Source organism: Maricaulis maris, from assembly GCF_003634045.1.
Lineage (GTDB): Bacteria > Pseudomonadota > Alphaproteobacteria > Caulobacterales > Maricaulaceae > Maricaulis > Maricaulis maris.
Genome location: NZ_RBIM01000007.1, coordinates 73,437 through 99,783, shown reverse-complemented (window position 1 = coordinate 99,783; position 26,347 = coordinate 73,437). Strand labels below are relative to the sequence as shown.

Sequence of the window (26,347 nt, the reverse complement as noted above, 5' to 3'; positions counted from 1 at the left end):
AATAAATCAGCCAATGCGCAGATTCGCCATGATAGGCGGCAAGCTGACCGGACACGGTTCCGAAACATCGGACGACACCTGGCACACTCATCCGAGGACCTGTGCCCCGCTCTCATGACCTGCCGATCACCCGTTCGCGCCTCACCCCCACATCTGCATGCCCGCCCTGCTGCCACACCATTGGCCTTTGCCGCCTATCCTGTGCTAAAGCCCCGCATATTCCGGCCAGTCGCCCTCTCGGCGTCCTTACCGGGACACTGATGGAACCCGGCCGCTGATGGGTGTGGCCGGCATTTTGGCACTGGAAAAGCACCATATGACTCTGAATCCGCGCATTGCGCCGGCCCTTGCTGCTGCGCTTGAAAAGAAGGGCTATGCCGCCCTCACCGAAGTCCAGTCCGCTGTGATCGCGGAAGATGCTGACGGGCGCGACCTGCTGGTCTCGGCCCAGACCGGCTCCGGCAAGACCGCCGCTTTCGGCATGGCGATGGCTCCGACGCTTTTGGGCGACGACACCAATTTCAACATGCCCGACCTGCCGATGGCGCTGGTGGTGGCCCCGACACGCGAACTGGCGCTGCAGGTCGAGCGTGAACTGTCCTGGCTCTATGGCGAGGCTGGCGGCCGCATCGCCTCCTGCGTCGGCGGCATGGATCCGCGCACCGAACGCCGGGCGCTGGAGCGCGGCTGTCACATCGTGGTCGGCACGCCGGGCCGCCTGCGCGACCATATCGAGCGTGGCGCGCTGGACATGTCGCAGCTGAAGGCCGTGGTTCTGGACGAAGCCGACGAGATGCTCGATTTCGGCTTCCGCGAGGACCTCGAATACATCCTCGACGCCGCGCCTGCGAGCCGTCGCACCCTCCTCTTCTCGGCCACCGTGCCACGCGCCATTGCCGACATCGCGCGCCGCTTCCAGAAGGACGCGCTGCGCATCTCGACAGTCTCCGAGCGCGGTCAGCACGCCGATATCGAATACCGCGCCCTGTCGGTGGCGCCGTCGGATCGCGAGAATGCGATCATCAATGTGCTGCGCTATTACGACGCCGAGCGCGCCATCATCTTCTGCGCCACGCGTGAGGCGGTGAACCGTCTGGCCGCCCGCTTCGGCAATCGTGGTTTTGCCGCCGTGGCCCTGTCCGGCGAGCTGACCCAGAAGGAACGCACCCACGCCCTGCAGGCCCTGCGCGATGGCCGTGCCCGTGTCTGTGTGGCCACCGATGTCGCCGCCCGCGGTATCGACCTGCCGGGTCTAGAACTGGTCATCCATGCCGACCTGCCGACCAATTCCGACGTGCTGCTGCACCGCTCAGGCCGCACCGGCCGCGCCGGCGCCAAGGGCGTCTGCGCGATCATCGTGCCGCACACCCGCCGCGGCCGCGCCAATCGCCTCCTGCGCGATGCCAAGCTGCAGGCCGAATGGGCCGAGGCGCCGAGCTCGGACGATGTCCGCGCCCGAGACCGCGAACGCCTGATGGCCGATCCGATCCTCACCGAGGAGGTCGACGAGGCGATGAAGGTCGACACCGACGCCCTGCTGGAAAAATTCACCGCCGAGCAACTGGCCGCCGCCTTCCTGCGCGCCCGTCTGGCGACCCTGCCTTCAGCCGAAGACTTGCTGTCCGGCCCGGCGGCGCAGAATGAGCGTCCCGAGCGCAAGCCGCGCGAGAACTTCAAGGCCAGCGTCTGGTTCCGCATGTCGGCCGGCCGCAAGGCCAAGGCCGAGCCGCGCTGGCTGCTGCCACTGATCTGCCGCCTCGGTCATGTCACCAAGCGCGAGATCGGCTCGATCCAGATTGGCGAGAGCGAGACCCGTTTCGAGATCGACGCCGAACATGCCGACCGCTTCGCCAAGGCCCTGGCTGAAAACGGCGGCGGCGAGAACAATATTCGTGTCACCCCGGATGACGGCTCGCAGATGGAGCGCGCCGGACCGAATGACGGGCCGACCGATGCCCGCACGCCGAAAATGCGTCACCGCGAAAAGTCCCGCCATCGTGAGACCGACAGCGACGGTTATCCGGTCAGCCGCAATCGCGATGACAGCGCGCCGCGCTCCTATGAGGACCGCAAGCCGCATGACCAGCGCGAGCGTGATGGCGAGACCTCCGGCGACAAGCCGCGCTACGAGAAAAAACCGTATGCGAAGAAGGCCTATTGGGACAAGAAACCCTATGGCGACAAAAAGCCGTACGAGAAGAAACCGTTCGGCGACAAGAAGCCCTACGGCAAGAAGGCTGATGGTGACCGCCCCTTCAAGGGCAAGCCGAAGCCGGATTTTGACCGCGCTGACACACCGGTCGGCGGTGACGACAAGCCTTGGGAAAAGAAGCCCCGGGCCGACAAGTCCGATTGGAAAAAGGACGACAAGCCCCGCCGTCCGCGGGCCGACAAGCCGGCTGCATCCCGCGATGACCGTCCGGCCGCCAAGGCTCGCCCCGCTGGCGACCTGACCAATCCCAATGCCCGCCCCGACAAGGGCGAGGACAGCTCCTGGGCCCGCAAGCGCAAACCGGCGCCGGGCGGTTTCAAGAAAAAGGCCGGCGGCTATGACAAGCCGGCCGGCAAGAAGCCCGGCTTCAAGAAGGACGGCGCCAAACCGTTTGAGAAGGGCGCAACGCTGAAGCGCAAGCCGAAAGGCTGATCCGGGCCGCTCGTCATCCCTGATGGACGCCCGGCGAAGGCCGGGCGAAAGTCAGGGCCCCATACGCCCAATGCTGCCAGCATTCGCAACAATGGGTCCCAGATCTCCGCCCGGCTCGAGGCCGGGCATATGTCCGGGATGACCCCGTTGTGGATTCTCCTGGGGCGGCGCCCCCGGCGCGCGCCCATCCCTATAGCGCTTGCCAAGAGTAAGCCGTATCCGGGTCTTCAGCTCAACGGTGAAACCGCGAAGCGGCGGCTGCGCCGCCCTTGACCTCAAGAACCCGATACGGCCCGCTGGCAGACACGTAATACATGGATTGATCCGCGCACTTTCCAAGATCGGTACCCAACCAAGGGCTTACCTCCTAGTGTGCGGATGGGTATTCGCCAATCAACCGCAGCGACCGGAAATAGCCGAACACGCGCCTGTTTATCTCCCACTCCTCCTGCGTATAAGTCAGGTATCCAGAAAATGCGACGAGCGCCAAGAGTGCCAAAAGCAAGGCAAGTGGCAACCATCCAGCCATCGTGACCGATTTGGCCACCATCATCGATGCCATATACGCGACGAAGTGCAGCGCGACCCCAACAAAGAGAATAGCGGACAGGAAAGCGATCGAGCGCGCCAAGTCCGATCGATGCTGTAGATTAACAAGTTCTTCGCGATAACCTTCTGAGAGAAACACAATGTTCTTGGCGTGATAGTAAAGGTTGGAGGCAATCCGTTCCAGCACCTGATCCATGTTTGATACGCCACTCTCGGCACCGCAGATCACCACTGCCTCTAAAAGCCGGCGCAAACAGACCGCCTGCTCGTCGCCAAGCGCTTCCGTTAAATCAAGGCGCACATAACTCCGAGCCATATCATCCCAGCCATGCGTGACCACCGACGCGCTGGAAAACGGAACTACCTCGCGACCAAACAAAGCCTTCGCGCGCAGCGACGCATCCGTGTCCAGATTCACGGTAACCATTAATTTATCGTGAGAAAACACGTAGTTAGAGAGATTCTCGAATCCCAAACCCACCGCGTATGAGGCCAGCAAGGCCGCCGCGATTCGGCTTCCCGCTACCTGGGGTATCCGATCGATGAGGGCAGACAAGCGGACGCCATAGATTCGGGCGGCCATCAGGCACACGAACCAGCCGAATGCCCCTACGGCGAGTGTCCCAATCAGAACGTCCAAGTCGAGTGACACACCCACCCCCTAGGCTGCTTGACTTGACACACATTACCCTAAGTTGAGTGATTGCGCAAAACTAAAAGAGAACGGGATCGGCGCGCGGCAAACCGAGTAGAACTTGGAAAGGGGCAGACGCGTTAAATCATCTACTGCCGCCTCAGCCCCTAAGCCACGTCCGCTTTCGCCACCGTCATGTCCTGGCTGGCTTCCTGGGCGCGCTGGATTTGCTGGCGGACGTCGAGGCCCGGCAGGGGTTCCACATCGGCCGTGTCCTCGGCGAGGATGGGCAGGGAGATGGTCACCGTGGTGCCCTCGCCCTTGCGGCTGGCGATATTCATCGAGCCGCCATGCAGTTCCGACAAGGCGCGCACCAGTGACAAGCCAAGACCGGTGCCGCGCTTGTCGATGTCACGGGCATTGGCCGCCTGCTGATAGGGCTGGCCGAGACGGCCGGCTTCGGCCGGGTCAATGCCGACACCGCTATCACCGACCGCCAGCACAAGCTGGCCGCCGGACGGGCGGGCCATGACCACGATCGCGCCGCCCTTGGGCGTGAATTTCACGGCATTGGACAACAGGTTCAGCAGGATCTGGCGCAGCGCCTTGCGGTCGCCATCGACCAGGACCGGGCCGTCATGGCGCTTGATCTTGAGATTGATGCCGGCCTCTTCTGCCTGCAGGCGCATCATCTTGGCCGACAGGTTGACCACTTCGCTGATATCGAAGGTCTCGCGCACCAGTTCATAGCGGTCGGCCTCGATCTTGGACATGTCGAGCACGTCGCCGATCAGCTCCATCAGGTGCTGGCCGCTTTCATGGATCAGGTCGGCATATTCGGCGTAGCGCGCCGGCAGCGGCCCGAACAGGCGCGCCTTCATGACGTCGGAGAAGCCGATAATGGCATTGAGCGGCGTGCGCAGCTCATGACTGACCGAGGCCAGGAATTGTGACTTGGCGCGGGCGTCTTCTTCGGCCGCTTCGCGATCGCGACGGGCCTGGCTGAGCGCGGCTTCCAGCGCCGGGCCGCTATCCTTGGCCAGCGCGATGACCGAACCGCCATGGATCGGATGCGACTGGACGCGGACATCTTCGCTGTACCCCCGAGTCCCCCGCACCACCAGCTGGCCGTCAATATCACGCAGGGCGGCACGGCGACCGGAGGCGGCCAATTGGGCGCGGTCATCCTCGTCAAAACCGAGATCGGCCAGCGGCAGGCCCTTGAGCTCGCGCGGCAGGCCGGGTGACAGGTCGCGCAGACCTTTCGACGCGGCCAGGATATGGCCGTCGGCATCGCAGGCAATGAGTGGTACCGGCGAGGCATCAAACGCCTTGGCGCGAACCCGGCCACGCTCGGCCTCGGCCCGGGCCTTGTCGGCATCATGCACGGCGCGCAGGGCGCCAAAGGCAAAACCGGTCGACAGGGTGAGCACGCAACCGAGCACGAAGGGCAGATGGAGTTCGACCGACATCGGGGCCGGCGCAACGAAACCCGTCAACTGCAGCCCGGCCACGACCAGCGCCGCCAGCCCCGACTGGGCCGCGGCTTTGACGACCCCATCACGCTCACCGCAGGCCGACGCGATCGCCGGTGCCAGCAGGAAGGCCAGCACGCCTATACCGGTCACGCCGCCGCCGGTCAGGGTGACGCCGACGGCGAAGCCGGTCCACACCAAGGCCAGCAGGAAACGCTCGAACGCGCGCTCCATGCGGGGTATCAGCAGGAAGGAGACAAGGGCAGGCGCGGCGATGCCGGCGACCAGCAGTGTTTTCTCCAGCGGTCCGCCGTCAAGGATTGGCCAGAGCCGCGGCAAGGCAGCCGCCAGCGTGCCAAGCCAGATCAGGCTGACAAGCGTTCCGCCTTGGCGTGCGAACCAGGCTGCTATGGCAGGCGTTTTCGGCTTCATGTCGAACCGGTGCGACTCGCTTTTATTGCTGAATGGAATCTTCGCCTTCGACGTTAACAAATACTGAATCTTAAACTTTGTTCGTTTACGCATCCCATGCGGTAAGCGTCGTGATAATTCATCACGCTACCCCCCTTGGATGCGGGTTCAAGGCAAGGCAGTATGAGCCGGGTTCAAAGGAGTATTGTGTAATGTTGACGTCTCTCCTCGCCATTGGCGCGCTGAGCATGAGCATGAGTCTGACACTCCAAGACGCCACACCGCCTGCCAGTGAACCGTCCGGCACGGCGCCATCTGCGTCGACCGTGCCGGAGACGCCGGCCGATGCGACCAGCGCTGCACCGGCCGCGCCCGTGCTGCAGCTTGGCCAGGTTGAACCGCGCAATCCGACACTGGTGGAACGCTCGGCCGGCGAATACGCCGCCTATCACGGTGTGATCGCAGACCTGCATTCGGCTCCCATCGCCTCGAGCCAGGATCTCGATACCGCCATGAACCGGCTGACCGCCTTTTATGGCGAGGAACGCCTGGTACGGGCCTGGATCGCCTATGCTGCCATCATTGCCGCCCGCCACCCGGAATATCTCGACGAGGTCCGCGAGCTGGCCGACTATTACGGTCCGGAAGCGGCCATGACCGGCCTGATGTACGACCCGACCTATGCCACCAGTTTCGCGTCGTCGGAGGATGCCCAGGCCTCGGTCGTCGACGCCATGGCCGCCGACAATGCCGAGATCCGCGAAGTCTCCGAACGCTATCGCGCCGCCGCCTACGACCTGCAGAGTGAACGCTGGGCCAATCGCAGCTATGGCGACCGGTCTGACCGTCTGGCCGAGCTGTCGGTGATGGGCAGCCAGCCGATCAACATGACGGACGAAGTCCTGATGACGCTGTCCGGCGGTTTCGACAATGGCCTGCCGGCCTCCGCCCTGTTTGAACACATGGATGCCGCGCCCCTGTCCGACCGCGCCTCGGTGGCGCCGCAGCTGACGCTGACCGTCGGTGAAGCCGTGCCCGACCCGGACCGCAGCCGGATCGGCCGCATTCTCTCGGTCGCGGCCCTGCAATCACTGAACAATGGCGACCCGGCCCGTACCGACCAGGTGGTTGACGCCCTGCTGGCCGATCCGGTGGTCGAACGCTGCCTCGCCTGGGTCCGTCTTGACCTGCAGCAATGCGTCGCCGCCGGGCATTTCATGTATGAAGACAGTTTCTGCATCGCCGAACATGCCCTGATGGACGTCAGCCGGTGTCTGGGAAGCAGCGCGAATTGAGTCAAATTTGAACGTTGGTTTTCGCTGAATCCCGCCAAATGTTAACGAAACGTGTCCCGATCAGAGACAAGATCGAATTTATCGACAATTTTACACAAAATTCGCGGATCGAATTCGCACACCGTTTTCGGTAAAGCCCGTAATCGCTCGCTATTACTGAGAATTCTCCCTAGCCTCTATCCTGCATTGAGATCGGTACACCCGGTTTCGGTCATGAGTGAGGTCGAACATGATGTTTTTACTGCGCGCCGCGTTTTGGCTGGCAGTCGTGAGTTTCTTCGTACCGCAGGATTTTGCGGGCGACGCGATCGACTTGCCGTTCAACACCGCCGAGACCCGCCTTGACGCAACCGCCAAGGTCTCGGATTGGTGCGCCGAAAACGAAGTGATCTGTGAAGCCGGTTCCGAAGCCGCCCGACTTGGCAGCTTCCTCGGTGAGATGGCCGTGTCGCGCATTGGTGACGCCATCGAGGACCATCAGGAACGCCAGACGGCCTCGTCGACGTCTCCGACGCCCCATGCGCCCACCCCGGCCCGGGCCAAATCCTGACCGTTTCCCCGTGATCACCGCGCCAACCGGCCCGAACTGACTGCAAACCGCACCTCCGGCTTGCCACGCCGCCCCGCCCGCACTACGTCGGCGCTGACATGACGGCACAAGATATCCAAACTGAAATCGACGACCTCGTGGACGAGTTCGACCTTCTGGACGACTGGGAGCAGCGCTACCGCTATCTCATCGACATGGGCAAGGCGTTGCCGGACATGCCCGGGGACGAACGCACCGAGGGCAATCGCGTCAAAGGTTGTGTCAGCCAGGTCTGGCTGGTCACCGAGACCGCCGGCAACACGCTCACCTTCCGGGCCGACAGCGACGCCCATATCGTCCGCGGCTTGGCCGCCCTGATGGTCCGCCTCTATTCCGGTCGCACAGGCGAAGAAATCCTGTCCGTCGATGCCCGCGACGTGCTGGCCAAAATCGGCCTCGCCGAACACCTCTCCCCGCAACGCTCGAATGGCCTGGCCTCGATGATCGGGCGGATACGGGGTGAAGCGGAAGCGCTTTAGGGGCTCGATGATTTTTCCTCCCCATCCCGTGGGGAGGTGCCACGCCCCGCGAGGGCGTGGCGGAGGGGTGACGCCGCAGGCGGCATGGACTTCCCCTCGCTTCGCTCAGCCCCATCGACCCGACGCTCCCGCGTCGGCCCACTTCCCCGCATTGCGGGGAAGAAAAGGCCAGAGCGCTCTTCTTGCTGCCGGCGCGCGATGTCCCGCGGGCGTACCAGGGAAGGTGAGATTTCCAACAGCCGAGCCGTCGCTCGCAAGCATCCATACATCACTTGTCGGCAAGCAGGCCGCATCTCGGCAAGGGATGAATGACGGGGTGAGCGCACGAGCGCCACACCTTAACCCCACACTCCATTTTTCCGGGACGCGCCCTGGCGCGATCCGGGACCTACGGGAAACTTATCGCTTGCCGGATCGTTTCGTGGGTCCCGGGTCTACGCCCGGGAAAAATCAAGTGGAGAGGCAACAGGGTGAAGCCTCCCTCAAACCAGCCGATAGATCTCTGCCAGCCGCGTCAGCGCCAGGCCAAGCACTGTGCGGCCCGACCGCGCCGCCCAGCCAAAACGGCGCTCCAGCGCGGCGGCACTGTCTTCATGGACGAGCGCGGCCTCGATGACGCGGGCAAAGGTGGGGCCGAGGGTGTCGAGAGCGTCCATGACCCTGTCCTTGGCGGCAAGCGCCGAGACGGCCGCGTCTTCCGGACCCTTGCGGCGGCCCTCGCTGCGGCGCTGGGCGGTGGGAGACCAGTTGCGGGTGACCGGGCTCATCAGGGTGGATTGGTGATAATCGCTGATGAAACGTTCGCCGGCCTGGCGCTGGTGCGGTTCGAGACCATCGAGCCAAGGGCCGAGCGGGCCTTCACGGCGATTGGCGCGGGCGGTCCTGAGTGAACCGTCCGGCGTGATCAGCGACCGGTCCTCCATCTCGCGATGACGTGCCGCCGGGTCCGGGTCCTCACCGCGCGTGCCGGCTTTCAGCGCCGCCTGGCCGTCCGCCGACAGGCCCAGACCATTCTCGCGACGCGCCAGCCAGCCACAGCGCATCGCCTCTTCGAAACGGCTGGCGGACAGGTATGTCGTCGGCCGACGTCGCCGGTCGCCTTTCGGCAACACCACCGCCCGCGCCTCGACCTCTCCCGGCGGCAGCATCCGGGCACCCGGACGGGCCAGGGCCCGCATCCAGCGCGGCGCGCTCATGTCAGTCGCTCCGGGCGCTCGAAGCGTTCCAGACCGGCCAGGCGTTGCAGGGCGCTCAAGCGCGGTGCCGTGCGCAAGGCCGCTTCCAGCGCGTCCATATAGTCGTCAAAGGCCCGGTCATCGCGCCGGTCCTCGATGCGATGGCAAGCATGGGCCGCCGTCGAGCGGTCACGCCCGAAAGCCAGCGCCACCCGGCTGATCGGCAATTCAAAGGCAACATGGGCGAGATACATGGCGGCCTGGCGGGCCAGCGCGGTCTCGCGTGATCGTCGTGTCGGTGCTTCCAGCTCGCGTTGCGAGATCCCGAAGGCGTAGGCGACGGCACTCTGGGCAAGGCGGGCCCGGGCGACATCCTCTTCCAATTTGCACATGATACGGCTCATCCGTGCACTCCCGTTCTGACGCGGCGCCCCGATGGCCGCGACCGACGTGATGCTAAGATGGCTACACCCAGGTGGGGATAATATTCCTATTTTTGTTGCAAAGAAAGAGGGCACAACCCTTGCGAGTTGCGCCCTCTTGTTTCATGCAAGCCTTTGAGACTTAAGGTGCGAGATAGGCAATCAGCAGGACGATCGCCAGCAGCGCGCTGGTCCAGATGGCGAGCAATCCACTGGGGATATCCCGGCTCAGGGCACCGATAGGACTGAATACCTCGAACAGTTTTCCACCTGTCCGGGTCCGGAATCCGGTGACCAGATTGCCCAGCGAGGCCCACAAACGGCCGAACATGGCGTGGCCCCAATTGACCGTGTCGGCCAGGAAGCGGCGGTAGAACCAGTCGGTGTCGATATTCACGCCCCGCTTCTCGTCCGGATACCATTTCATCCGGACCAGGAAGGCAAAGGCAAACATGGCCCCGAGCAAGAGCTGCATCTGCCCGACGATATGGTCGAATGTGTAGGGCTCATAATGCAGCGCCGCCTCCGGGAAGGGCACCAGCTCGTAGAGCACACCGTAATTCACCCCGAGATAGACGCAGATCAGGGCCGCGATCCCCATCGCCATCAGCATGTTGGCCGGAGCCTCGCGGACACGATGACCGCGATCATGGCTGAAGAAGGCAAAATACGGGATCTTGATGCCCGAATGCTCGAGCACACCGGCGGAGGCAAAGACGAGGACCAGCCACACCAACCAATGCCCGTCCTGGGCGACGGCCGCCAGGGTCAGCGCCTTGGCGACAAAGCCGGAGAAGAGCGGGAAGGCCGAGATCGACGCCGCCCCGATCAGGCAGAAGACGGTCGTCGCCGGCATCGACTTGAACAGCCCGCCCAGCTCGGACGCTTTCACCGTCCCGACCCGCATCAGAACCGCGCCCATGCTCATGAACAGGAGCGCCTTGTAGATGATGTGCACGAAGGCATGCGCCGCGGCGCCATTGATCGCCAGCTCGGTGCCGACACCGATGCCGACAACCATGAAGCCGAGCTGGTTGTTGAGCGAATAGGACAAGACCTTGCGCAGATCGTTTTCGACCACGGCGAAGAAGACCGGGAAGGCGGTCATGATCGCGCCGATCCAGATCAGCTGCTCGGTGCCGGCATAGCCCCGTGCCAGCGCGTAAACCGCCAGCTTGGTGGTGAAGGCCGAGAGCACGACGGCGCCGGTAATGGTGGCCTTGGGATAGGCGTCCTGCAGCCAGTTGTGCAGGAAGGGGAAGGCGCATTTGATGCCAAAGGCGATGAAGATCAGGAAACCGCCCAGCGTCTCGATCGACAGGGTCTCGTCAAAGGCCCAGCTACCGGTCTCGCTGGCCCGGATCACCGCACCGGTGAGCAGAAGCACGCCGGACAGGACATGGATCGCCAGATAGCGCAGGCCGGCCTTGTAGGCGGCCTGGTTGCGCGCGCCCCAGATCAGGAAGACCGAGGAGATCGCCGTCAGCTCCCAGAAGAAGAAGAGCGAGAGGAGGTCACCGGCGAAGACGGCACCGAGGCCAGCACCGGCATAGATCAGGCCGGACGCATCGGCGACGCGATCCTTCTCATGCAGGCCGTAGAGCCCGTTGATGAAGGCGGCGATGATGAAGATCAGGCCCCAGATCCGCGACAATCCATCGAAGCGGAAGGTTTCCAGCCTGAACCCGCCCAGCTCGATGATACCGCCCAGATGATCGCCGGACGGGGCATTGAACCACAGGCCCAGCGCCAGGATTGGCGCCAACAGGGCGAGGCCCTTGCGGACCTGGTAAAGCGGAAAAGCCGCGGCCAGCAGGCCGGCAATGATGACAGGCCAGGCCGGTGAGACGTCGTAGAAGGCTTCAATCATGACTGGCCCTCCTCATCTGTGTCATCGCCGTCCCAATAATCCTCGTCCCGGCCCAGCAGGCCGCGAATGGCGAACCAGCCGACCATGACCGCCAGCACGAAGGCACCAAACCCCCACATGGCGTAAAAGCCGTAGAACTCGGCCAGGTGGACGTATTCATGGCGGTGATGGAAAAAGTCGACGGCCACGAAACCAAGCGTCGCGACCAGGAAAATCCAGATCATCGAGGATTTCAGCCACGCCGCGTCGAGCCACAGGAAGGGCCGTGCGACCGGGTGGATCAATTCATCATGTTTGCCGTTTTGATCGCTCACAGTGCGGCCTCCGCAGCAAGGTTCGACGACAGGAAGACCGGCGCCAGATAGTCACGCAGCGGTCCGATCAGGAAGAAGAGCACGATCACCCCGGCGGCCGTGATGACCGGCGGCAGGATGACCAGCATGGGCGGCTGTTTCTTCAGCTTGGCCTCGGCCGGCGGCGAGAAGAAACCGCGCGCCGACAAGGGCAGCAGGTAAGCGACATTGAGGATGGAGGAGGCAATCAGCGCCACCATCAGCCAGCCATGTCCGCTATCCCAGGCGCCCTGCAGCAGGAAGAATTTCGGCCAGGAGCCGCCCAGCGGCGGCAGGCCGATGATCGACAGCGCACCGACCGTATAGGCGATGAACAGCCAGGGCATGTAGCGACCCAGCCCGTCCATCTGCGAAATCTCGGTCTTGCCGGTGGCGGTATAGATCGCGCCGGCACTCATGAAGAGCGTGATCTTGCCCCAGGCGTGCATGACAATCTGCAGCGCCCCGCCGAGCATGGCCAGCGGCGAACCGAGCATCACACCCAGCGTCACATAGGACAGCTGCGACACGGTCGAGAAGGCGAGCCGGGCTTTCAGATCATCCTTGGTCATGGCGACCACGGAGGCCAGCACGATCGAGATACCGGCAATCCAGGCCAGCGCGTCGGCGGCGGGAGTGATGGCGATCAGCCCCGGTCCGAAGATATAGGTGCCCACTTTCAGCATCGCGAAGACACCGGCCTTCACCACGGCCACGGCGTGCAACAGGGCCGAGACCGGGGTCGGTGCAACCATGGCATTGGGCAGCCAGGGATGGACCGGCATCAGCGCCGCCTTGCCGATACCAAAGGCGAACAGGACCAGCAGCACACTGGAGATCGCCGGCGTGATCTCGTTGATGGCCAGCAGGCCACCGGCCACGAAGTCGGTCGATCCGGCGAGGAAATGCGTGGCGATCACGGCCGGCAGAAGCAGGCCGATCGAGGTGCCCAGCAGGATGGAGAGATAGATCGCCCCGCCGCGCTTGGCCTTGGCATCACCCTTGTGCGTGACCAGCGGATAGGTCGACAGGGTGAGCACCTCGTAAAAGAGGAACATGGTCAGCAAATTGCCCGACAGGGCCACGCCCATGGCACCGGCAATGGCGATACAGAAACAGACATAGAAACGGGTCTGGTTCTTCTCGTTATTGCCGCGCATGTATCCGATCGAATACAGCGAATTGACGATCCACAGGCCCGAGGCAACGGCCGCAAAGATGGCGCCCAGCGGCTCCAGCTTGAAGACCAGGTGCAGGCCCGGCGCCAGCGTCGCCAGGTTCAGCGTCGGATGGCCCTGGGCCACCTCCACCAGATAGGCAACATTGAAGGCCAGCAGCACGGCAGCGATCAGGGTCGCCGCTTCGCGCAAATTCGGGCGCGAGCCCAGCAGCGCGACAAAAACGCCGCCAATTGCCGGGATGGCAAGGGCGAGTGCGAGGGAGAGTTCAGGCGTCCACATCAGATCAATTCCCCCCCATCACGGCATCCGCCGCCGCACGGGCCAGCCAGACCAGCGGGTCGGCGTGGAAGAAGAAGTAGATATTGGCCAGGGCCAGCACCGACATCGGCACCAGCACCATCCACGGCGCCAGGCGGCGCTGGCTCAGCTCGCCATGATGGCTGGGCGGAGCGTCCATCCAGATCGCCGACAGGAGCCGGGCGACATAGGCAAGCGCCAGCAGCGAGGACAGCATCAGCGCCGCCACCGCCCACCACCAGCCGCGCTCCAGCGCAGCCGTGACGAGATACCATTTCGAGGTGAAGCCGACGGTCAGCGGCACGCCGACCAGCGACAGGCCGGCAATGGTGAAGGCCATGGCGGACGCCGGCATGGTCTTGCTCATCCCGGCCAGATCCTTGATCCGGCGAACGCCGAAATTGAGCGCAAACGCCCCCAGCGCCATGAACAGGGCGCCTTTCATCAGGGCGTGGTTCATCAGGTGAAGAATACCGGCCGACAGGCCCGCCGCCGTCCCCATGCCCAGACCCAGCATCATGTAGCCGACCTGGGCGACCGAGGAATAGGCCAGCAAACGCCGTGCGTCGGTCTGGAAGACGGCCTGCAGGGAGGCGACCACCATGGCGATGGTGCCGACGACCGCAAACAGCCAGGTGAAGGACATCGACACGAAGCTGACATCGGGGTGGAAGACCGAGAACAGGAAGCGGATCAGCGCATAAAACGCCACCTTGGTCGCCGTCGAGGCGAGGAAGGCGGTGACGAAATTCGGCGCGAAGGCATAGGCATTCGGCAACCAGACATGCAGCGGGAACATCGCCGCCTTGAGGCCCAGCCCGACCACGATGAAGGCAAAAGCGGCCTGGGTGACCCGGTTATGGCCGGTCTCTTCCAGGATCGCCGCCATGTCGGCCATGTTGAGCGTGCCGGTGGCCATGTAGAGGAAGCCGACGCCGATCACGAAGAAGGTCGCCCCGATCGTGCCGAGGACGAGATAATTGTAGCTCGCCGTCAGCGCCCGCCGATCCTTGCCCGCCCCCATCGCAATGATGGTGTAGGTGGCGATCGAGGAGATTTCGAGGAAGACGAAAACGTTGAAGGCATCGCCGGTGATGGTCACGCCCAACAGGCCGGCAAAGCACACCAGGAAGGCGGAATAGAACAGCGCCTGCTTGTTCTCGGCGATCTCGTCGCCCACGCTCGGCAGGGCGTAGATCACGCACAAAAGCCCGACAATGCCGACCACAAGCAGGAGCGGAATGTTGAGCATGTCGACGCGGTATTCGATACCGATCGGCGGCGCCCAACCGCCCAGATGATAGGAAATCACGCCGCTTTCGACGACCTGACCGAGCAGGTTGAGGGCGAAGAGGGCAACGATGGCGGCGGTGATCAGCGTCACCAGCCAGCCCAGTCGCCCGTTTGGCATCAGCGCTGCGACAGCCGCCATGATCAGCGGGATGACGACAATCAGCGCAGGCGCGTGCACGGCGAGGCCCGCCGGCAGGAAGTCAGCCAGAAACTGCATTATTCGGCGCTCCCGGATTCAAGCGAATAGTCGGCGGCGTTCAGCGCATCATCCTCGATGGTCCCGTAGGCCTCGCGGATACGCACGACCAGTGCCAGGCCCACCGCCAGCGTCGCCACACCGACCACGATCGCGGTCAGGATCAGCACGTGCGGCAGCGGGTTCGAGTAAAGGACTTCTGCGGCCTGATGGGCCGCGTCAACGGCATGATCGGCCGCCTCGGCGGCGTGGTCGGTGGCGGCCGCCGCATGATCAGCGGTTTCGGCGCCATGCGACGCCGCAGCCTCGGCACCATGACCGGCATCTTCGCCGTGATGCCCGTCATCGACGATGATCGGCGGCCCGCCGCCAAACACCTTGCCGATGGTGATGTAGAGCAGGAAGACCGAGGTCTGAAACAGCGACAGGCCGACCAGGCGCTTGACCAGATTGCCGGTGGCGATGACCACATAAAGCCCGATCATCATCAGGATGATAATGGGGATATAGTTGAAACGTTCGGCGAGGATTTCCAGCATCGCTACCACTCCTCGTCCGGGATATCCGGCACCCGGCCGGCAAAGGCATAGAAGATCGCCAGCATGACCGACGACACCGTGGTCAGAACGCCGAGCTCAACCAGAAGAATACCGTAATGCTGGCCGGTATGGTGGCCCTGGTCGGGGTGCAGCGCGTCATAATCAAGAAAGTTCAGCGGCTCGCCGGCCCCGTTCATGAGCAGGGTCGCAATCCCGACACCGGCATAGATCAGCACACCGGCAGCGGCGCCGTAACGCACGACGGTCGGCGGCACCGCGCGGCGGGCCTCGTCCATGCCGAAAATCAGCGCGTAGAGGATGACGGCGACGGCGATGATGACACCGGCCTGGAAGCCGCCACCGGGACCGAAATCACCATGAAACTGAACATACAGCCCGAACACCACGATGAGCGGGATCAGGAGTTTGGAAATGACCCGAAGGATCAGGTGCGGTGACATATCAATCCTCCTCCTCATCCTTGCGACGCGCGCCGGAGCCAAAGCCCAGCAGCAACATCACGCCCAAAGCCGCAGTGAAGACGACGACCGTCTCGCCGAACGTGTCATAGCCGCGATAGCTGGCCAGCACGGCGGTGACCACATTGGGGATTTGAATGTCCTGCGGCGTGCGCTCCATGAAGTCACGGCCGAGATAGGCGTTGGCCGGGCTCTCGGCATCGCCATAGACCGGCATGTCCGGGATGGCGAAGAACAGCGCCGCACCGGCAGCGGCGACCACCGCAAAGGCGGCCCAGTGACGCCCCGCCCCGGCCGGCTCGCTCTCGCGGGCGGTCAGCAGCATCGCGCCCAGCATCAGCACGGTCGAGATACCGGCACCGACCGCGGCTTCGGTGAAGGCGACGTCGACCGCATCCAGCGACACGAACCAGGCGGCGCACAGCAGCGAGTAGACGCCCGTCAGCATCACCACGGCGAACAGGTTGCGCAGGCGGACGATCGCAAAACCGACCGCCAGCAACATGGCGATCAGCAAATAATCCAGATACTGGGTCAGATCGGCATGGTTCATTTCGGACCCTCCGACGTGGCGGTATCAGCCGGATGTTTCGGCTTGAAATGCGACAGGTCCGGCTTCTGTCCGGCCCGGTGCGCGGCATTGGCGATCGCGTGGGTTGCGGTCGGGCTGGTCAGGAAGAGCAGAAGACCGACCAGGGCCAGCTTGGCGGCAGTCTGCCAGTCACCGGCCTGGGCGATCAGGCCGAGAATGATCAGCTCGGCGCCCAGCGTGTCGGTCACGCCGGCCGCATGCATGCGGGTGTAGAAATCAGGCAGACGCATCACGCCCGTCGCACCGGCGATCACGAAGACCAGGCCGACGGCCAGGGCTCCGATCGAAAAGACGTCGCGGGCATGCTGGAAGATCTCGGCGGCGCTCATTTCTCGTAATCCCCGTCCAGGGCCCGGCGCAGCGACATTTGCGCCAGGGCGATTTCCAGCGAGCGATAGCGGAAGAATTTCAGGATCGCGATGGTCGCGACGAAATTGATCAGCGCGTAGAGCAGCGCGATATCGATGGCATCCTGGCGCCCGACCAGCGCCGAAAAGACCAGCAGGAAGAGCACCGTCTTGGTGCCGAAGGAATTGGCCGCCAGCACGCGATCATAAAGCGTCGGACCGGCAAACAGTCGGGCCAGCATGATGGCCATCGCCACGGCCATCCCGATGGCGACAAGGAACGTCAGGAAGGTCATCAGTTCGCCTCTCCCGTTGCCATACCCGTCTTGCGGCCGTCGGAAGCGACGTCCGCGCGGGCGCCCATTTCCGCGAATCCGGCCGGGTCGGTGAAGGAATTGTCCAGCGCGTGGACCAGGAAACCATCATCCTCGACATCCACCGTCACCGTGCCCGGCGTCAGCGTGATCGAGTTGGCGAACACGCTGCGACCCAGATCGGAGCGTTGCTCTGCCGACACCCGGATCAGGCGCGGTTCGACTTCGATTTCCGGCTTCATCACCAGACGCAGTACCGCCAGGTTGGCCTTGACGATCTCGCCGCCCAGCCAGCCCCAATAGGTGAACAGCGCCAATGCCGGACCGATCGGAACGGTCTCGCGATCAACAATGCGCATACGGTAGGTCAAGGCGACCGTGCCGATGATGCTGAGCAAGCCCAATCCCATCACGATGGGATAATCCCCGGACAGGGTGAACGGGCCGGACAAGGTGAGCCAGAGCGCCACCAGAATGGCGGTCAGGCTGATGCCATAGAACATGGAAACTCCCCGCGCGATAACGCTGCTTCCCCGGTAATTAGCTTCTCAGACGAGTCTTGACCAGACGAAGCGGCCGGGAAGATGCAGACGCACTTGCAGTAGGGATATTCGGGTTGGTGGCGCGTACCGACCGCGACTGGCGTCACTGGCGCGACCCCGAATGGCAAGACCACCACGACACCATCCAAATGTCGGCTCCTGTGGACCAAAGCCTCCGTCCAGCCGCCGCACTGGACGCCACGGCTCAATCGCCCCAGAGTCAGACCCACGCAGACACAAAGGCCCCGATGCCTCGCCTTGCCATCATCATCAATCCGCGCGGCGGCACGCTGGCCCGTGAGGGCGCGCCGCTGCTGGACGCGCTCAAGGCGCATGACAGCGTGCAGCAGGTGGAAACACTGGAGGGCGACGCGGCAAAGGCCCTGTCCGCCATCAAGCTCGACCGTGTCGACGCGCTCGCCATCGCCGGTGGGGACGGGACGATTCGCGCTGTCACGGCGGCGGCGATGGAGGCGCGCTGCCCGCTCCCCCTTCTCCCACTGCCGCTGGGCACCGCCAATCTCCTGCCGCGAGCGCTCTACGGCGATCGCGATGCGCTGAGCCTGCTTGATGAGGCCGACGGGTTTGAGCGGCATGACCTCACCGCCGGCGCGCTGGACGGCCATCTCTTCCTGATCGCCGCCGCGATCGGTTTCCCGACCGCCCTCGCCCGGGCCCGCGAAAGCCTGCGTGATGAAGACAGGCGCCACAAGCTGGCCGGCGCCATGCGCAATGCCATCGCTTCGCTGGGACAGGCTTTCCGGCCGCGTCTGACCTGCCGCTTTGACGATCGCCCGGCGAAAGGTCGCGCCTCCGGCCTCTATGTCACCCTCGCCACCGATCCGCTGCACGAGACCATCGCGCCGGATCCGGAAACGGCCGACCAGCAGGGTGAAGCCACGAGTTTCGCGGCGGTGTTGACCCGCTGGCGGCATATCGGCGACATGGCCGCTGCGCCCGTCGACACGCTGACCCGGACCGAAAATCCTGATGCCCGGACCCGACCGATCGCATTCAATGTCGCGGAGATACGCTCGCGCAAACCGCTTGCCGCCATGATTGACGGCGAACCGTTGACGCTCGGGCGCCACGCCCGCATCGCCCGCCTTCCCGACCCCGTTACCGTGCTGAAGCCGTCCGAATGACCCGTATCATCCATATCGCCGATCTGCATTTTGGCGCCGAGGACGCGGAACTGGTGGCCGGTTTCGAGGCGGCCTGCGCGGCGCTTGAGCCCGATCTGATCGTCGCGGCCGGCGACTTCACCCAGGCGGCGCGCTGGCGTGAACTGAATGCGGCAGCGGCAATGTTTGAACGCATTGGCAAACCGGTCGTGGGCCGGCCGGGCAATCATGACGTCCCGGTCTACGCCCCGGTCGAACGGGCCTTGCGGCCCTGGCGGCGCTTTGAGCGTGCCCTGGGTCACCAGATCAAACCTGCCTGGCGGAACGAAGCCCTGCAGGCCGAGACGCTGCACACCGCCCGCCGCGCACAATGGCGCCCCGACTGGTCTCTGGGCCGCGCCGCCGACCGAGATATCGCCCAAGCGCTCGATGGTTTCGCCCAAGCCGGCGACCGGGTCCGTGTCCTGGCCTGTCACCACCCGCTGATCGCGCCGCGTCCCGACGATCCACGCGCGGCCACCCGCAACGGACTTGCCGCCGCCCGGCGCCTGTCAGCCGCCTGCGATCTGGTCCTGACCGGTCATCTGCACGAAACCTTCGTCCTGCCCGCGCCCGATCCGGATCAGACCTGCTGGTTCATCGGCACCGGCACCACCTTCTCGCGCCGGACAAGACAGGAGACGGCCAGCTTCAACCTGATCGATATCAATGCGGACGGGATCCGGATGACCCGGCAGGAAAGTGCGCCGGACGGCAGCTTTGCGGCCGGGCAGGTCTGGGAGCTGGAGCGGCGGCAGAGCTAGGCGATAGTCACAAGGTCCTCGCCCTTGATGGGCGAGGTGGATTGTCGCGCCAGCGACAAGACGGTGTGGGTGATAGGCGGTCGGTGACAGAACACGCTCGCGCTTCACCCCTTCCGACCGGAGGCTCCGCCTCGGCCCACCTTCCCCATCAAGGGGAAGGCCCCAAAGAAGCCCCCTATTTCCCGCCCTTGTCTTCCATGGACAGGTTCCAGTAGCGCAGCACCGTCTGGGCTTTTTCAACAGAGAGACTGTCATAGACCTTGCGGGCCTGGGCCACCGGTTCGCTGGTCAAGGAACGGCCGAGGCCGCGCCAGAAATGCTCAAAGCTGGCCCATTTCATGCCCGTCGCCTTGCACAGGATGGCGGCCGGTTCGCCGGCCATGTCGTCGACCATTTGCAACACCAGACGGCGGTCGACATTGGCGAGGGTCGAAATTTCGGTGATGATTTCCGGCAGCGCCCCGTCCATCGACATCGCTTCCATCGTGCCTTCCAGCGAGCCATAGGGGCTCAGCTCGGCGGCGTCGCGATTGCGTTGACGGCGATCAATATAGCGCAGGATCCGGCTCACCATCGGATCGGACCAACCCTCCTCGGCAGCCATCGGGAAGATGTCTTCGGAGGCGTCGATGAGAATGGTGCGATCAACGGCGAAGCGCTCGAGGATCTGGTAGCGGTCGACATGTTCGCAGGTCCAGAACAGGCGGAAGGCCTGGGTCGGACGCAATTCCTCGCGGCGGATCAGCAAATGCGCGAAATTGCTCTCATCCGCCGCCATGCCGACCAGATGGTCAACCGTGGGCATGGCGAGGACGGCCGTCTTGTTGCGCAGGATGCGTTCAATCACCGGTGTTTCGCTACCGGCGGCCAGGGCCGCCGAGACGGTCGCCGACAGGTTCTCGCGCTTGGCCAGGGCCAGGCGGTGCTGCAGCTTGCCGACCCGGGCGACCTCCATCATGTCGAAATCGGACAGGGCGAGGCAATCTTCCAGGATCGGCGCGGCGACCTCGTATTCGTCACAGGCGAGCGTGCGCAACAGGCGGTGCGGCGCATCGCTCAAACCGGACAGGCGCTTGGCGCAGCGCTTGCGCAGATCGACATCGCTGGCGCGGATCACATCAAACAGGAGATCGCCCACGATCCAGCGCTCGCGCGGCGTGATCCGGCTCGACGGCAGACCGACAATGTCGGCGAGGCGCTTGGCCAGGATCGCACGCGTGCGAGATGCAACGGGCTCGTTGAGCTCAAAGGGTTCGGCATTCGCCATGGGGGTGCCTGTCAGATCCAGTCTGCCGGACAGGATGACGCCTGCGCGTTAATGAATGGTAGGGATGCACGGCGCAATCGCGCCGTCGCGGTCACCCCTTGCCGACAAGCGGCAACTTGTCCCGGTCCATCCAGGTCACCACCGCCGCGACAGCCGCAAAGACAATCGCCATGCCAAACAACATGGGCGAGCGCTCATAGCCGCCATCTGCCGTGAAGGCGACCGGGGCATTGATGCCGAGCCAGGGCGAGAGGTGGAAGACGATCGCACCGCCGATCACAGCCAGCGACAGGGCCGCGCCGAAACCCTCGAAGCGTTTGAGGAAAACCCCGGCCAACAGGAGCGCGGCGGCAAGAATCTCCAACACACCGGTCAGCACCCGAACCTGTGGCTCAAAGAAGGCCAGGCCCGACTGCTCCGCGATGTACTGGAAAACGGGATTGGCATCACCGAATTTCTGCAACCCCATGAAGATCAGGAAGGCCGCGAGAAGGAGGCCGAGGCCGGGTTTGATGAATTTCATTATTCGCCCCATTTGGCTCTGTTTCGGACCAGTCCGATTTGCTTAAGGCCAACATGTTGCTAGACAAGGCGCAATACAAATCACGCCGGATCACAGAAACGGCGATCCCCAGTCCGCACGAGACCCGATCACCCCTTGCCCGTTTTTCGTCCCCTCGCCGGCAATCGCAAACTGCGCATGCCGCCCTTCGGCGCCTATCTGGTCCTCGTGGCCGGCTGGTTTTTCGGATTCGGCCTGCAGACCACCCTGTTTCCCGGTGTCATCACCTTCACCCTGCAGGAAAGCCCGGAACGGCTCGGACTGGCGCAGGCCGCGCTGACGGCACCGATGATGCTGCTGCTGCCCTTTGCCGGCGTGCTAGCCGAGCGCAAGGACCGGCGCGGCATTGTCTTCTACTTCTACATCTTCGCCGGCCTGTCGGCGGGCGCGCTGGGCCTGATGCTGCTGACCGGCCATCTGACCTATTGGGTGATGGTGTGTTTCGCCCTGCTGATCGGGGTCGCCGGCGGCTTTGTCATGCCGGCCCGCGACAGCGCCATCAATCCGGTGGTCCGCATCTCGGCCCGCACCCGCCATGGCGGGATCGAACTGCAACGGGCGGTCGTGATGGCCTCGGCGGTCCAGTTCGGGGCCCAGATCGCCGGCATGGCGGTCGGCTATTTCGCCGCCTACACCGGCCCCGGCGCGCTCTTCCTGATGCAGGCCGCCGGCCTGTGCATTGGTGGCGTTTCCGCCGCCTTCCTGCCGCGCTTGGGCTCCAAGCGTGACAAGTCCACCGCCCACCCGATGGAAGACCTGGCCGACGGGGTGAAGGCCGTTTTCACCTCTCCGGTGCTGATGCCGATGACGCTGATCATGATCGCGCTCGGCGTTCTGGTCGTGGGCGGCTCCTTCCTGGTGCTGATCCCGCTGATCATCCGCGAGAGCTATGGCGGCGGATTTCCGGAGATTGCCAGCCTGATGGTCGCCTTCTGGGTCGGCGCCCTGGTCGCCAATGTGGCGCTGGTGAAATTCGGCCAGATCGAGCGGCCCGGACGGGCGCTGATCCTGGCCCAGGCGGTGACCGTGATGGCGACCGGGGCCTTCTATTTCCACCTGCCCTTCTGGTCGCTCTATTTGCTGGTGTTCGGCTGGGGGCTGGGTGCCGGTGTGGCCATCTCGCTGTCGCGTTCAGTGGTCCAGGAACAGGCCCCGCCGGACAAGCTGGCCCGTGTCATGTCGGTCTACCAGCTCGGCCTGTTCGGCGGCATGCCGGCCGGTGCCGTGTTGATGGGCGTCGTGGTCGGCCAGCTCGGTCCGAACCTGTCAGCCCTGATCCCGATGGTCGGGCTGGGTGCGGTGCTGTTGGTCATCTGCCTGACCACGCCCATATTGTCGGTGAAGCGCGGCGAGGCCCATGGCCTGCCGGCGCCCGATACCGCTGCCACGCCCCCTGCCACGCCGGAGTAAACCATGCCACGACTGAGTGCTGCCGAGATCGAGGCCCTCAAGGCCAAGCTCGATGCCGACACCCATGCCATCGCCTTCCAGGAAGGCACCGAACGCGCCTTCACCCACCCGTTCAACGCCGAAAAGCGCGACGGAAGCTATCACTGCAAGGTCTGCGACATCCCGCTCTTCGCCTCGGACCACAAATATGACAGCGGCTCGGGCTGGCCATCCTTCTGGCAGCCCGTCGAGGGCGACAATGTCGAGACCAAGACCGATTTCAAACTGCGCCTGCCGCGGACCGAAATCCATTGCGCCAATTGCGGCGCCCATCTCGGCCATGTCTTTCCCGACGGGCCACAGCCGACCGGCCAGCGTTATTGCACCAATGGCGGCGTGCTGGACTTTAAGCCCGGCGATGGCGAGAAGTAGGCCACACACTTGAGGGGAAACAGATGCGTTATTTGCCGCTTGCCAGGCGGATGGGCGTGGGACTTGCCGGTCTCGCACTCGTCGCCTGCAGCCAGGAGACTGACATGACGTCCGACAATCCGGCCGCGACCACCGCCGCCGTCAACACCCATGGCGCCCTGATCACCCGCGCCCAGGGCCTTGAGGCGCCGCGCGCCGAACAACGCCCGGTCACCATCGAACAGGTCGGCTTTACCCGCGTCGACGAGTATCAGTGGATCAAGGATGACAACTGGCAGCAGGTGATGCGCGAGCCGGAGGTGCTGGACAGCGATGTCCGCGAACTCCTCGACGCGGAAAACGCCTATCTCGACAATGTCATGGCACCGACCGAGGCGCTGCAGGAGCGGATTTTCCAGGAGATCCGTGGCCGCATCAAGGAAGATGACAGCTCGGTGCCCGAGCGCGATGGCGACTTTGCCTACTACACGCGCTACCGCGAAGGTGGCCAGTATCCGGTCTTCGCCCGCCGTCCGGTCAATCCGGAAACCGGCGAGCCGATGGGTGAGGAAGAAGTCCTGGTCGATGGCGATGCCGAAGCGGCCGATTTCGACTATCTCGACTTTTCCGACATGGAACACTCGCCCGACCATCGCTATGTCGCCTTCGGCGTCGATGTGCGCGGTTCGGAGTATTACGAGATCCGGGTCAAGGATGTCGCCACCGGCGCCATCGTCGCGACCCTGACGGATGAAAGCTCGGGCGATTTCACCTGGGCCAATGACAGCGCCACCCTGTATTGGGTCTGGCGCGACGATAATGGCCGCTCCAAGCGCGTCTATCGCCAGCCCGCCAATGGCGGCCCGTCGGAACTGGTCTATGAAGAACCCGATGACGGCTTCTTCGTCTCGGTCGGCCTGAGCGACAACAACAACCACATCATCATCAATGCCGGCGGTCACACCTCCAACGAGATGCGGCTGATCGACGCCAATGATCCGGCCGCCGAGCCGGTCCTGATCGCGGCACGCGAGGACGATGTCGAATACTATCTCACCGAAGCCAGTGACCGCTTCTATTTCCGCACCAATATCGACGGCGCGGTCGACTACAAGATCATGTCGGCCCCGCTCGACAATCCCGGCCGCGAAAACTGGGAAGACTTTGTCCCGCACCGCCCCGGCACGCTGATCAATGGCGTCATCGGCTTTGCCGACTGGCAGGTTCGCGTCGAGCGTGAGAACGCCCTGCCGCGTATCGTCGTCCACGAATACGCCACCGGTGAAGAATACAATATCGACTTCGACGAGGAGGCTTATTCGCTGGGCGCCTCAGCCGGATACGAGTTCGCCACCGACATTCTGCGTTTCTCCTATGAGAGCCCGTCAACGCCGGAAGAGACCTATGATTTCAACCTGCGCAGCCAGGAGCGCACGCTGCTGAAACGCCAGGAAGTCCCCTCGGGTCACAATCCGGAAGACTATGTCGTCCGTCGCATCATGGCGCCGGGTCATGACGGGGCCCAGATCCCGGTCACCATCCTTTACCACCGCGACACGCCGATCGACGGCAGCGCGCCGCTGATGCTCTATGGCTACGGCTCCTACGGCATCACCATTCCGGCCGCTTTCCGCGTCACGCCGCTATCGCTGGTGGATCGCGGCATGGTCTATGCCACCGCCCATATCCGTGGCGGCATGGCGAATGGCTATCAATGGTATCTGGACGGCAAGCTCGAGCAGAAGATCAATACCTTCCGCGACTTTGTCTCGGCCGGTGAAGCTCTGTCCGAGCTGGGCTATACCAGCCGCGGCAATATCGTCGCCTATGGCGGCTCGGCCGGTGGCCTCTTGGTCGGTGCGGCGATCAACCTGCAGCCCGACCTGTTTGCCGGTGCCATTGCCGCGGTTCCCTTCGTCGACGTGATCAACACCATGTCGGATCCGGAATTGCCGCTGACGCCGCCGGAATGGCCGGAATGGGGCAATCCGATCGAAAGCGCCGAGGATTATCAGACGATGATCGAATACTCGCCCTACGACCAGATCCAGGAAATGGCCTATCCCCATGTCCTGGCCACGGGCGGGCTGACCGATCCGCGCGTCACCTATTGGGAACCGACCAAATTCGTCGCCCGGCTGCGCGACCGCCGCACCGATGACGGCCTGACCCTGCTGAAGATGAATATGGGGGCCGGCCATGGCGGCGCCTCCGGCCGCTTCGACAGCCTGCGCGAAACCGCCCTCAACTGGGCGTTTGCGCTGATGGTCGTCGGCCTCGCCGATGATGAAGTGGACGCGATCGCGGCGGAGTAGCGGCGCGTGTGAGTGAATGAGCAAGGCCCGGATCAATCGATCCGGGCCTTTTTCGTTGCCACGCCATCTACCCTTGTCATCCCCGCCGTGCGTCCGGCCTTCGCCGGACATCGCGCGGGGATGACAAACATTGGATGGGTTGCGTGGGGGGCACAGCCCCCCCACGCCCCTTACCTATCCATCAAGACGATAGTCGAGCCTTGTCGTCGCACCGCGGAAATAGATGGGTTGACCATTTTCAATCTGCGGGTTGTAGCGCCAGCGGCTGACGGCGTTCAGTGTCGCCTGTTCAAAGGCGCGGCTGTCGCAGGCCAGGGACCGGATATTGGTGGTCTGACCTTGCGGCGTGATGTCGAAGATCACGGTGCAGCTGCCGGAATTGCCCCGGGAGGCCTCGCGCGCCGGGAAGACCGGCTCGATACGGACAATGGGCATGGGCGAACGATCCGGCGTGACCAGGCCACCTGTATGGCTGATCTCCGTCGGCGCCACCGGCGGCAGGGCGTAGGTGACACCATCGCCCGGATCGGTCGGCACCGCGCGATCCACCGGCAGGCGTTCAATCGGCGGCGGCGGTTCGACCGGCGGGATTTCGGTGATGTCGATGCGGACATCCAGCTCGGTGTCGTCGGGAACGTCGTTGATCACGAAGCGCGGCGTCTCGCTTTGCTGCACCCGCTCCACCATCGGAACGGCGATCAAATCGCGCATCAGCAGGAAAAGTCCGACGGTGATCGCGGCCGCAACCGGCAAGACCATCGGGGTACGAAGATTCTGGATCATGGCTGTCATTGAACAAGCCTCCCCACGGGCGTGTTCTG

26 protein-coding genes are annotated in these 26,347 nt (G+C 64.0%); 9 read left to right on the top strand and 17 right to left on the bottom strand.

What is annotated here, in order from left to right; genetic code table 11:
• The first annotated feature begins 316 nt into the window (after positions 1-316).
• On the top strand, positions 317-2,644 hold the full coding sequence (locus C7435_RS14420) for a DEAD/DEAH box helicase (protein ID WP_121212354.1): 2,328 nt from the start codon (positions 317-319) through the stop codon (positions 2,642-2,644).
• Positions 2,645-3,011: 367 nt separating this feature from the next.
• On the opposite strand, the gene C7435_RS14415 is transcribed toward C7435_RS14420, so the two are convergent.
• Positions 3,012-3,833: a hypothetical protein gene (locus C7435_RS14415; protein WP_147422713.1), complete on the bottom strand. Its 822-nt coding sequence runs from the start codon at positions 3,831-3,833 to the stop codon at positions 3,012-3,014.
• A gap of 161 nt (positions 3,834-3,994) precedes the next feature.
• Positions 3,995-5,734, bottom strand: coding sequence for a PAS domain-containing sensor histidine kinase (locus C7435_RS14410; protein ID WP_170150484.1), 1,740 nt, complete (start codon positions 5,732-5,734; stop codon positions 3,995-3,997).
• Between the two features lie 191 nt (positions 5,735-5,925).
• Here C7435_RS14410 and C7435_RS14405 point away from each other — a divergent pair, with 191 nt between their 5' ends.
• From C7435_RS14405 to C7435_RS14395, 3 genes are all read left to right on the top strand, one after another.
• Positions 5,926-7,008, top strand: a complete 1,083-nt coding sequence (locus C7435_RS14405; protein ID WP_121212222.1) for a hypothetical protein — start codon at positions 5,926-5,928, stop codon at positions 7,006-7,008.
• Positions 7,009-7,237: 229 nt separating this feature from the next.
• Positions 7,238-7,558 carry a hypothetical protein gene (locus tag C7435_RS14400; RefSeq protein WP_075191048.1) on the top strand — a complete coding sequence of 107 codons (321 nt, stop codon included), beginning with the start codon at positions 7,238-7,240 and terminating at the stop codon, positions 7,556-7,558.
• A 98-nt stretch (positions 7,559-7,656) separates the two neighbouring features.
• Complete coding sequence (locus tag C7435_RS14395; RefSeq protein ID WP_075191049.1) at positions 7,657-8,076, top strand: SufE family protein; 420 nt, start codon at positions 7,657-7,659, stop codon at positions 8,074-8,076.
• A gap of 482 nt (positions 8,077-8,558) precedes the next feature.
• Here the strand turns inward: C7435_RS14395 and C7435_RS14390 are convergent, their stop codons facing one another.
• From C7435_RS14390 to C7435_RS14335, 12 genes are all read right to left on the bottom strand, one after another.
• Complete coding sequence (locus tag C7435_RS14390; RefSeq protein WP_121212221.1) at positions 8,559-9,272, bottom strand: DUF6456 domain-containing protein; 714 nt, start codon at positions 9,270-9,272, stop codon at positions 8,559-8,561.
• On the bottom strand, positions 9,269-9,655 hold the full coding sequence (locus C7435_RS14385) for a helix-turn-helix domain-containing protein (RefSeq protein ID WP_075191051.1): 387 nt from the start codon (positions 9,653-9,655) through the stop codon (positions 9,269-9,271). The genes C7435_RS14390 and C7435_RS14385 overlap by 4 nt, the downstream gene beginning before the upstream one ends.
• 160 nt (positions 9,656-9,815) lie before the next feature.
• Entirely contained in the window at positions 9,816-11,543 is a 1,728-nt protein-coding gene (locus tag C7435_RS14380; protein ID WP_075191052.1) for a Na(+)/H(+) antiporter subunit D, read from the bottom strand.
• Positions 11,540-11,857 (bottom strand): hypothetical protein, encoded by a 318-nt coding sequence (locus tag C7435_RS14375; RefSeq protein WP_121212220.1) that lies wholly within the window; start codon positions 11,855-11,857, stop codon positions 11,540-11,542. The genes C7435_RS14380 and C7435_RS14375 overlap by 4 nt, the downstream gene beginning before the upstream one ends.
• On the bottom strand, positions 11,854-13,335 hold the full coding sequence (locus C7435_RS14370) for a proton-conducting transporter transmembrane domain-containing protein (RefSeq protein ID WP_121212219.1): 1,482 nt from the start codon (positions 13,333-13,335) through the stop codon (positions 11,854-11,856). The genes C7435_RS14375 and C7435_RS14370 overlap by 4 nt, the downstream gene beginning before the upstream one ends.
• Positions 13,336-13,339: 4 nt before the next feature.
• A complete protein-coding gene (locus C7435_RS14365; RefSeq protein ID WP_121212218.1) occupies positions 13,340-14,863 on the bottom strand; it encodes a monovalent cation/H+ antiporter subunit D family protein in 1,524 nt (507 codons plus the stop codon).
• Positions 14,863-15,381: a cation:proton antiporter subunit C gene (locus tag C7435_RS14360; RefSeq protein WP_121212217.1), complete on the bottom strand. Its 519-nt coding sequence runs from the start codon at positions 15,379-15,381 to the stop codon at positions 14,863-14,865. Before C7435_RS14360 ends, C7435_RS14365 begins: the two co-directional genes overlap by 1 nt.
• A gap of 2 nt (positions 15,382-15,383) precedes the next feature.
• Complete coding sequence (locus tag C7435_RS14355) at positions 15,384-15,842, bottom strand: Na(+)/H(+) antiporter subunit B (RefSeq protein WP_075191056.1); 459 nt, start codon at positions 15,840-15,842, stop codon at positions 15,384-15,386.
• 1 nt (position 15,843) lies between these two features.
• On the bottom strand, positions 15,844-16,413 hold the full coding sequence (locus tag C7435_RS14350) for a DUF4040 domain-containing protein (RefSeq protein ID WP_075191057.1): 570 nt from the start codon (positions 16,411-16,413) through the stop codon (positions 15,844-15,846).
• Positions 16,410-16,781: a monovalent cation/H(+) antiporter subunit G gene (gene mnhG, locus C7435_RS14345; RefSeq protein ID WP_075191058.1), complete on the bottom strand. Its 372-nt coding sequence runs from the start codon at positions 16,779-16,781 to the stop codon at positions 16,410-16,412. The genes C7435_RS14350 and mnhG overlap by 4 nt, the downstream gene beginning before the upstream one ends.
• Positions 16,778-17,095, bottom strand: coding sequence for an MrpF/PhaF family protein (locus tag C7435_RS14340; protein WP_075191059.1), 318 nt, complete (start codon positions 17,093-17,095; stop codon positions 16,778-16,780). The genes mnhG and C7435_RS14340 overlap by 4 nt, the downstream gene beginning before the upstream one ends.
• Positions 17,095-17,616, bottom strand: coding sequence for a Na+/H+ antiporter subunit E (locus C7435_RS14335; protein ID WP_121212216.1), 522 nt, complete (start codon positions 17,614-17,616; stop codon positions 17,095-17,097). Before C7435_RS14335 ends, C7435_RS14340 begins: the two co-directional genes overlap by 1 nt.
• 287 nt (positions 17,617-17,903) lie before the next feature.
• On the opposite strand from C7435_RS14335, the gene C7435_RS14330 reads away from it, so the two are divergent.
• Both C7435_RS14330 and C7435_RS14325 read left to right on the top strand, forming a co-directional pair.
• Positions 17,904-18,800, top strand: coding sequence for a diacylglycerol/lipid kinase family protein (locus tag C7435_RS14330; RefSeq protein ID WP_170150483.1), 897 nt, complete (start codon positions 17,904-17,906; stop codon positions 18,798-18,800).
• Complete coding sequence (locus tag C7435_RS14325; RefSeq protein WP_075191062.1) at positions 18,797-19,582, top strand: metallophosphoesterase family protein; 786 nt, start codon at positions 18,797-18,799, stop codon at positions 19,580-19,582. The genes C7435_RS14330 and C7435_RS14325 overlap by 4 nt, the downstream gene beginning before the upstream one ends.
• Before the next feature lie 175 nt (positions 19,583-19,757).
• Here C7435_RS14325 and C7435_RS14320 read toward each other — a convergent pair whose 3' ends face one another.
• Both C7435_RS14320 and C7435_RS14315 read right to left on the bottom strand, forming a co-directional pair.
• A complete protein-coding gene (locus C7435_RS14320; protein WP_075191063.1) occupies positions 19,758-20,849 on the bottom strand; it encodes a DUF2336 domain-containing protein in 1,092 nt (363 codons plus the stop codon).
• Positions 20,850-20,940: 91 nt separating this feature from the next.
• On the bottom strand, positions 20,941-21,372 hold the full coding sequence (locus C7435_RS14315) for a DoxX family protein (protein WP_075191064.1): 432 nt from the start codon (positions 21,370-21,372) through the stop codon (positions 20,941-20,943).
• Between the two features lie 135 nt (positions 21,373-21,507).
• On the opposite strand from C7435_RS14315, the gene C7435_RS14310 reads away from it, so the two are divergent.
• Genes C7435_RS14310 through C7435_RS14300 form a run of 3 tightly spaced genes read left to right on the top strand, consistent with a single transcriptional unit; the run spans position 21,508 to position 25,526 of the window.
• Entirely contained in the window at positions 21,508-22,821 is a 1,314-nt protein-coding gene (locus C7435_RS14310) for an MFS transporter (RefSeq protein ID WP_075191065.1), read from the top strand.
• Positions 22,822-22,824: 3 nt separating this feature from the next.
• Entirely contained in the window at positions 22,825-23,232 is a 408-nt protein-coding gene (gene msrB, locus C7435_RS14305; RefSeq protein ID WP_121212214.1) for a peptide-methionine (R)-S-oxide reductase MsrB, read from the top strand.
• Positions 23,233-23,255: 23 nt separating this feature from the next.
• Positions 23,256-25,526, top strand: a complete 2,271-nt coding sequence (locus tag C7435_RS14300; protein WP_121212213.1) for a S9 family peptidase — start codon at positions 23,256-23,258, stop codon at positions 25,524-25,526.
• Between the two features lie 174 nt (positions 25,527-25,700).
• Here C7435_RS14300 and C7435_RS14295 read toward each other — a convergent pair whose 3' ends face one another.
• Positions 25,701-26,318 (bottom strand): energy transducer TonB, encoded by a 618-nt coding sequence (locus C7435_RS14295; RefSeq protein WP_083635206.1) that lies wholly within the window; start codon positions 26,316-26,318, stop codon positions 25,701-25,703.
• Between the last annotated feature and the right edge of the window lie 29 nt (positions 26,319-26,347).

Bases quoted from the DNA above. Each gene is read 5' to 3' on its own strand.
- C7435_RS14420 (WP_121212354.1), top strand. From the start codon at position 317: ATGACTCTGAATCCGCGCATTGCGCCGGCCCTTGCTGCTGCGCTTGAA.
- C7435_RS14410 (WP_170150484.1), bottom strand. From the start codon at position 5,734: ATGAAGCCGAAAACGCCTGCCATAGCAGCCTGGTTCGCACGCCAAGGC.
- C7435_RS14405 (WP_121212222.1), top strand. From the start codon at position 5,926: ATGTTGACGTCTCTCCTCGCCATTGGCGCGCTGAGCATGAGCATGAGT.
- C7435_RS14400 (WP_075191048.1), top strand. From the start codon at position 7,238: ATGATGTTTTTACTGCGCGCCGCGTTTTGGCTGGCAGTCGTGAGTTTC.
- C7435_RS14395 (WP_075191049.1), top strand. From the start codon at position 7,657: ATGACGGCACAAGATATCCAAACTGAAATCGACGACCTCGTGGACGAG.
- C7435_RS14390 (WP_121212221.1), bottom strand. From the start codon at position 9,272: ATGAGCGCGCCGCGCTGGATGCGGGCCCTGGCCCGTCCGGGTGCCCGG.
- C7435_RS14385 (WP_075191051.1), bottom strand. From the start codon at position 9,655: ATGAGCCGTATCATGTGCAAATTGGAAGAGGATGTCGCCCGGGCCCGC.
- C7435_RS14380 (WP_075191052.1), bottom strand. From the start codon at position 11,543: ATGATTGAAGCCTTCTACGACGTCTCACCGGCCTGGCCTGTCATCATT.
- C7435_RS14370 (WP_121212219.1), bottom strand. From the start codon at position 13,335: ATGTGGACGCCTGAACTCTCCCTCGCACTCGCCCTTGCCATCCCGGCA.
- C7435_RS14365 (WP_121212218.1), bottom strand. From the start codon at position 14,863: ATGCAGTTTCTGGCTGACTTCCTGCCGGCGGGCCTCGCCGTGCACGCG.
- C7435_RS14360 (WP_121212217.1), bottom strand. From the start codon at position 15,381: ATGCTGGAAATCCTCGCCGAACGTTTCAACTATATCCCCATTATCATC.
- C7435_RS14355 (WP_075191056.1), bottom strand. From the start codon at position 15,842: ATGTCACCGCACCTGATCCTTCGGGTCATTTCCAAACTCCTGATCCCG.
- C7435_RS14350 (WP_075191057.1), bottom strand. From the start codon at position 16,413: ATGAACCATGCCGATCTGACCCAGTATCTGGATTATTTGCTGATCGCC.
- mnhG (WP_075191058.1), bottom strand. From the start codon at position 16,781: ATGAGCGCCGCCGAGATCTTCCAGCATGCCCGCGACGTCTTTTCGATC.
- C7435_RS14340 (WP_075191059.1), bottom strand. From the start codon at position 17,095: ATGACCTTCCTGACGTTCCTTGTCGCCATCGGGATGGCCGTGGCGATG.
- C7435_RS14335 (WP_121212216.1), bottom strand. From the start codon at position 17,616: ATGTTCTATGGCATCAGCCTGACCGCCATTCTGGTGGCGCTCTGGCTC.
- C7435_RS14330 (WP_170150483.1), top strand. From the start codon at position 17,904: ATGCCTCGCCTTGCCATCATCATCAATCCGCGCGGCGGCACGCTGGCC.
- C7435_RS14325 (WP_075191062.1), top strand. From the start codon at position 18,797: ATGACCCGTATCATCCATATCGCCGATCTGCATTTTGGCGCCGAGGAC.
- C7435_RS14320 (WP_075191063.1), bottom strand. From the start codon at position 20,849: ATGGCGAATGCCGAACCCTTTGAGCTCAACGAGCCCGTTGCATCTCGC.
- C7435_RS14315 (WP_075191064.1), bottom strand. From the start codon at position 21,372: ATGAAATTCATCAAACCCGGCCTCGGCCTCCTTCTCGCGGCCTTCCTG.
- msrB (WP_121212214.1), top strand. From the start codon at position 22,825: ATGCCACGACTGAGTGCTGCCGAGATCGAGGCCCTCAAGGCCAAGCTC.
- C7435_RS14300 (WP_121212213.1), top strand. From the start codon at position 23,256: ATGCGTTATTTGCCGCTTGCCAGGCGGATGGGCGTGGGACTTGCCGGT.
- C7435_RS14295 (WP_083635206.1), bottom strand. From the start codon at position 26,318: ATGACAGCCATGATCCAGAATCTTCGTACCCCGATGGTCTTGCCGGTT.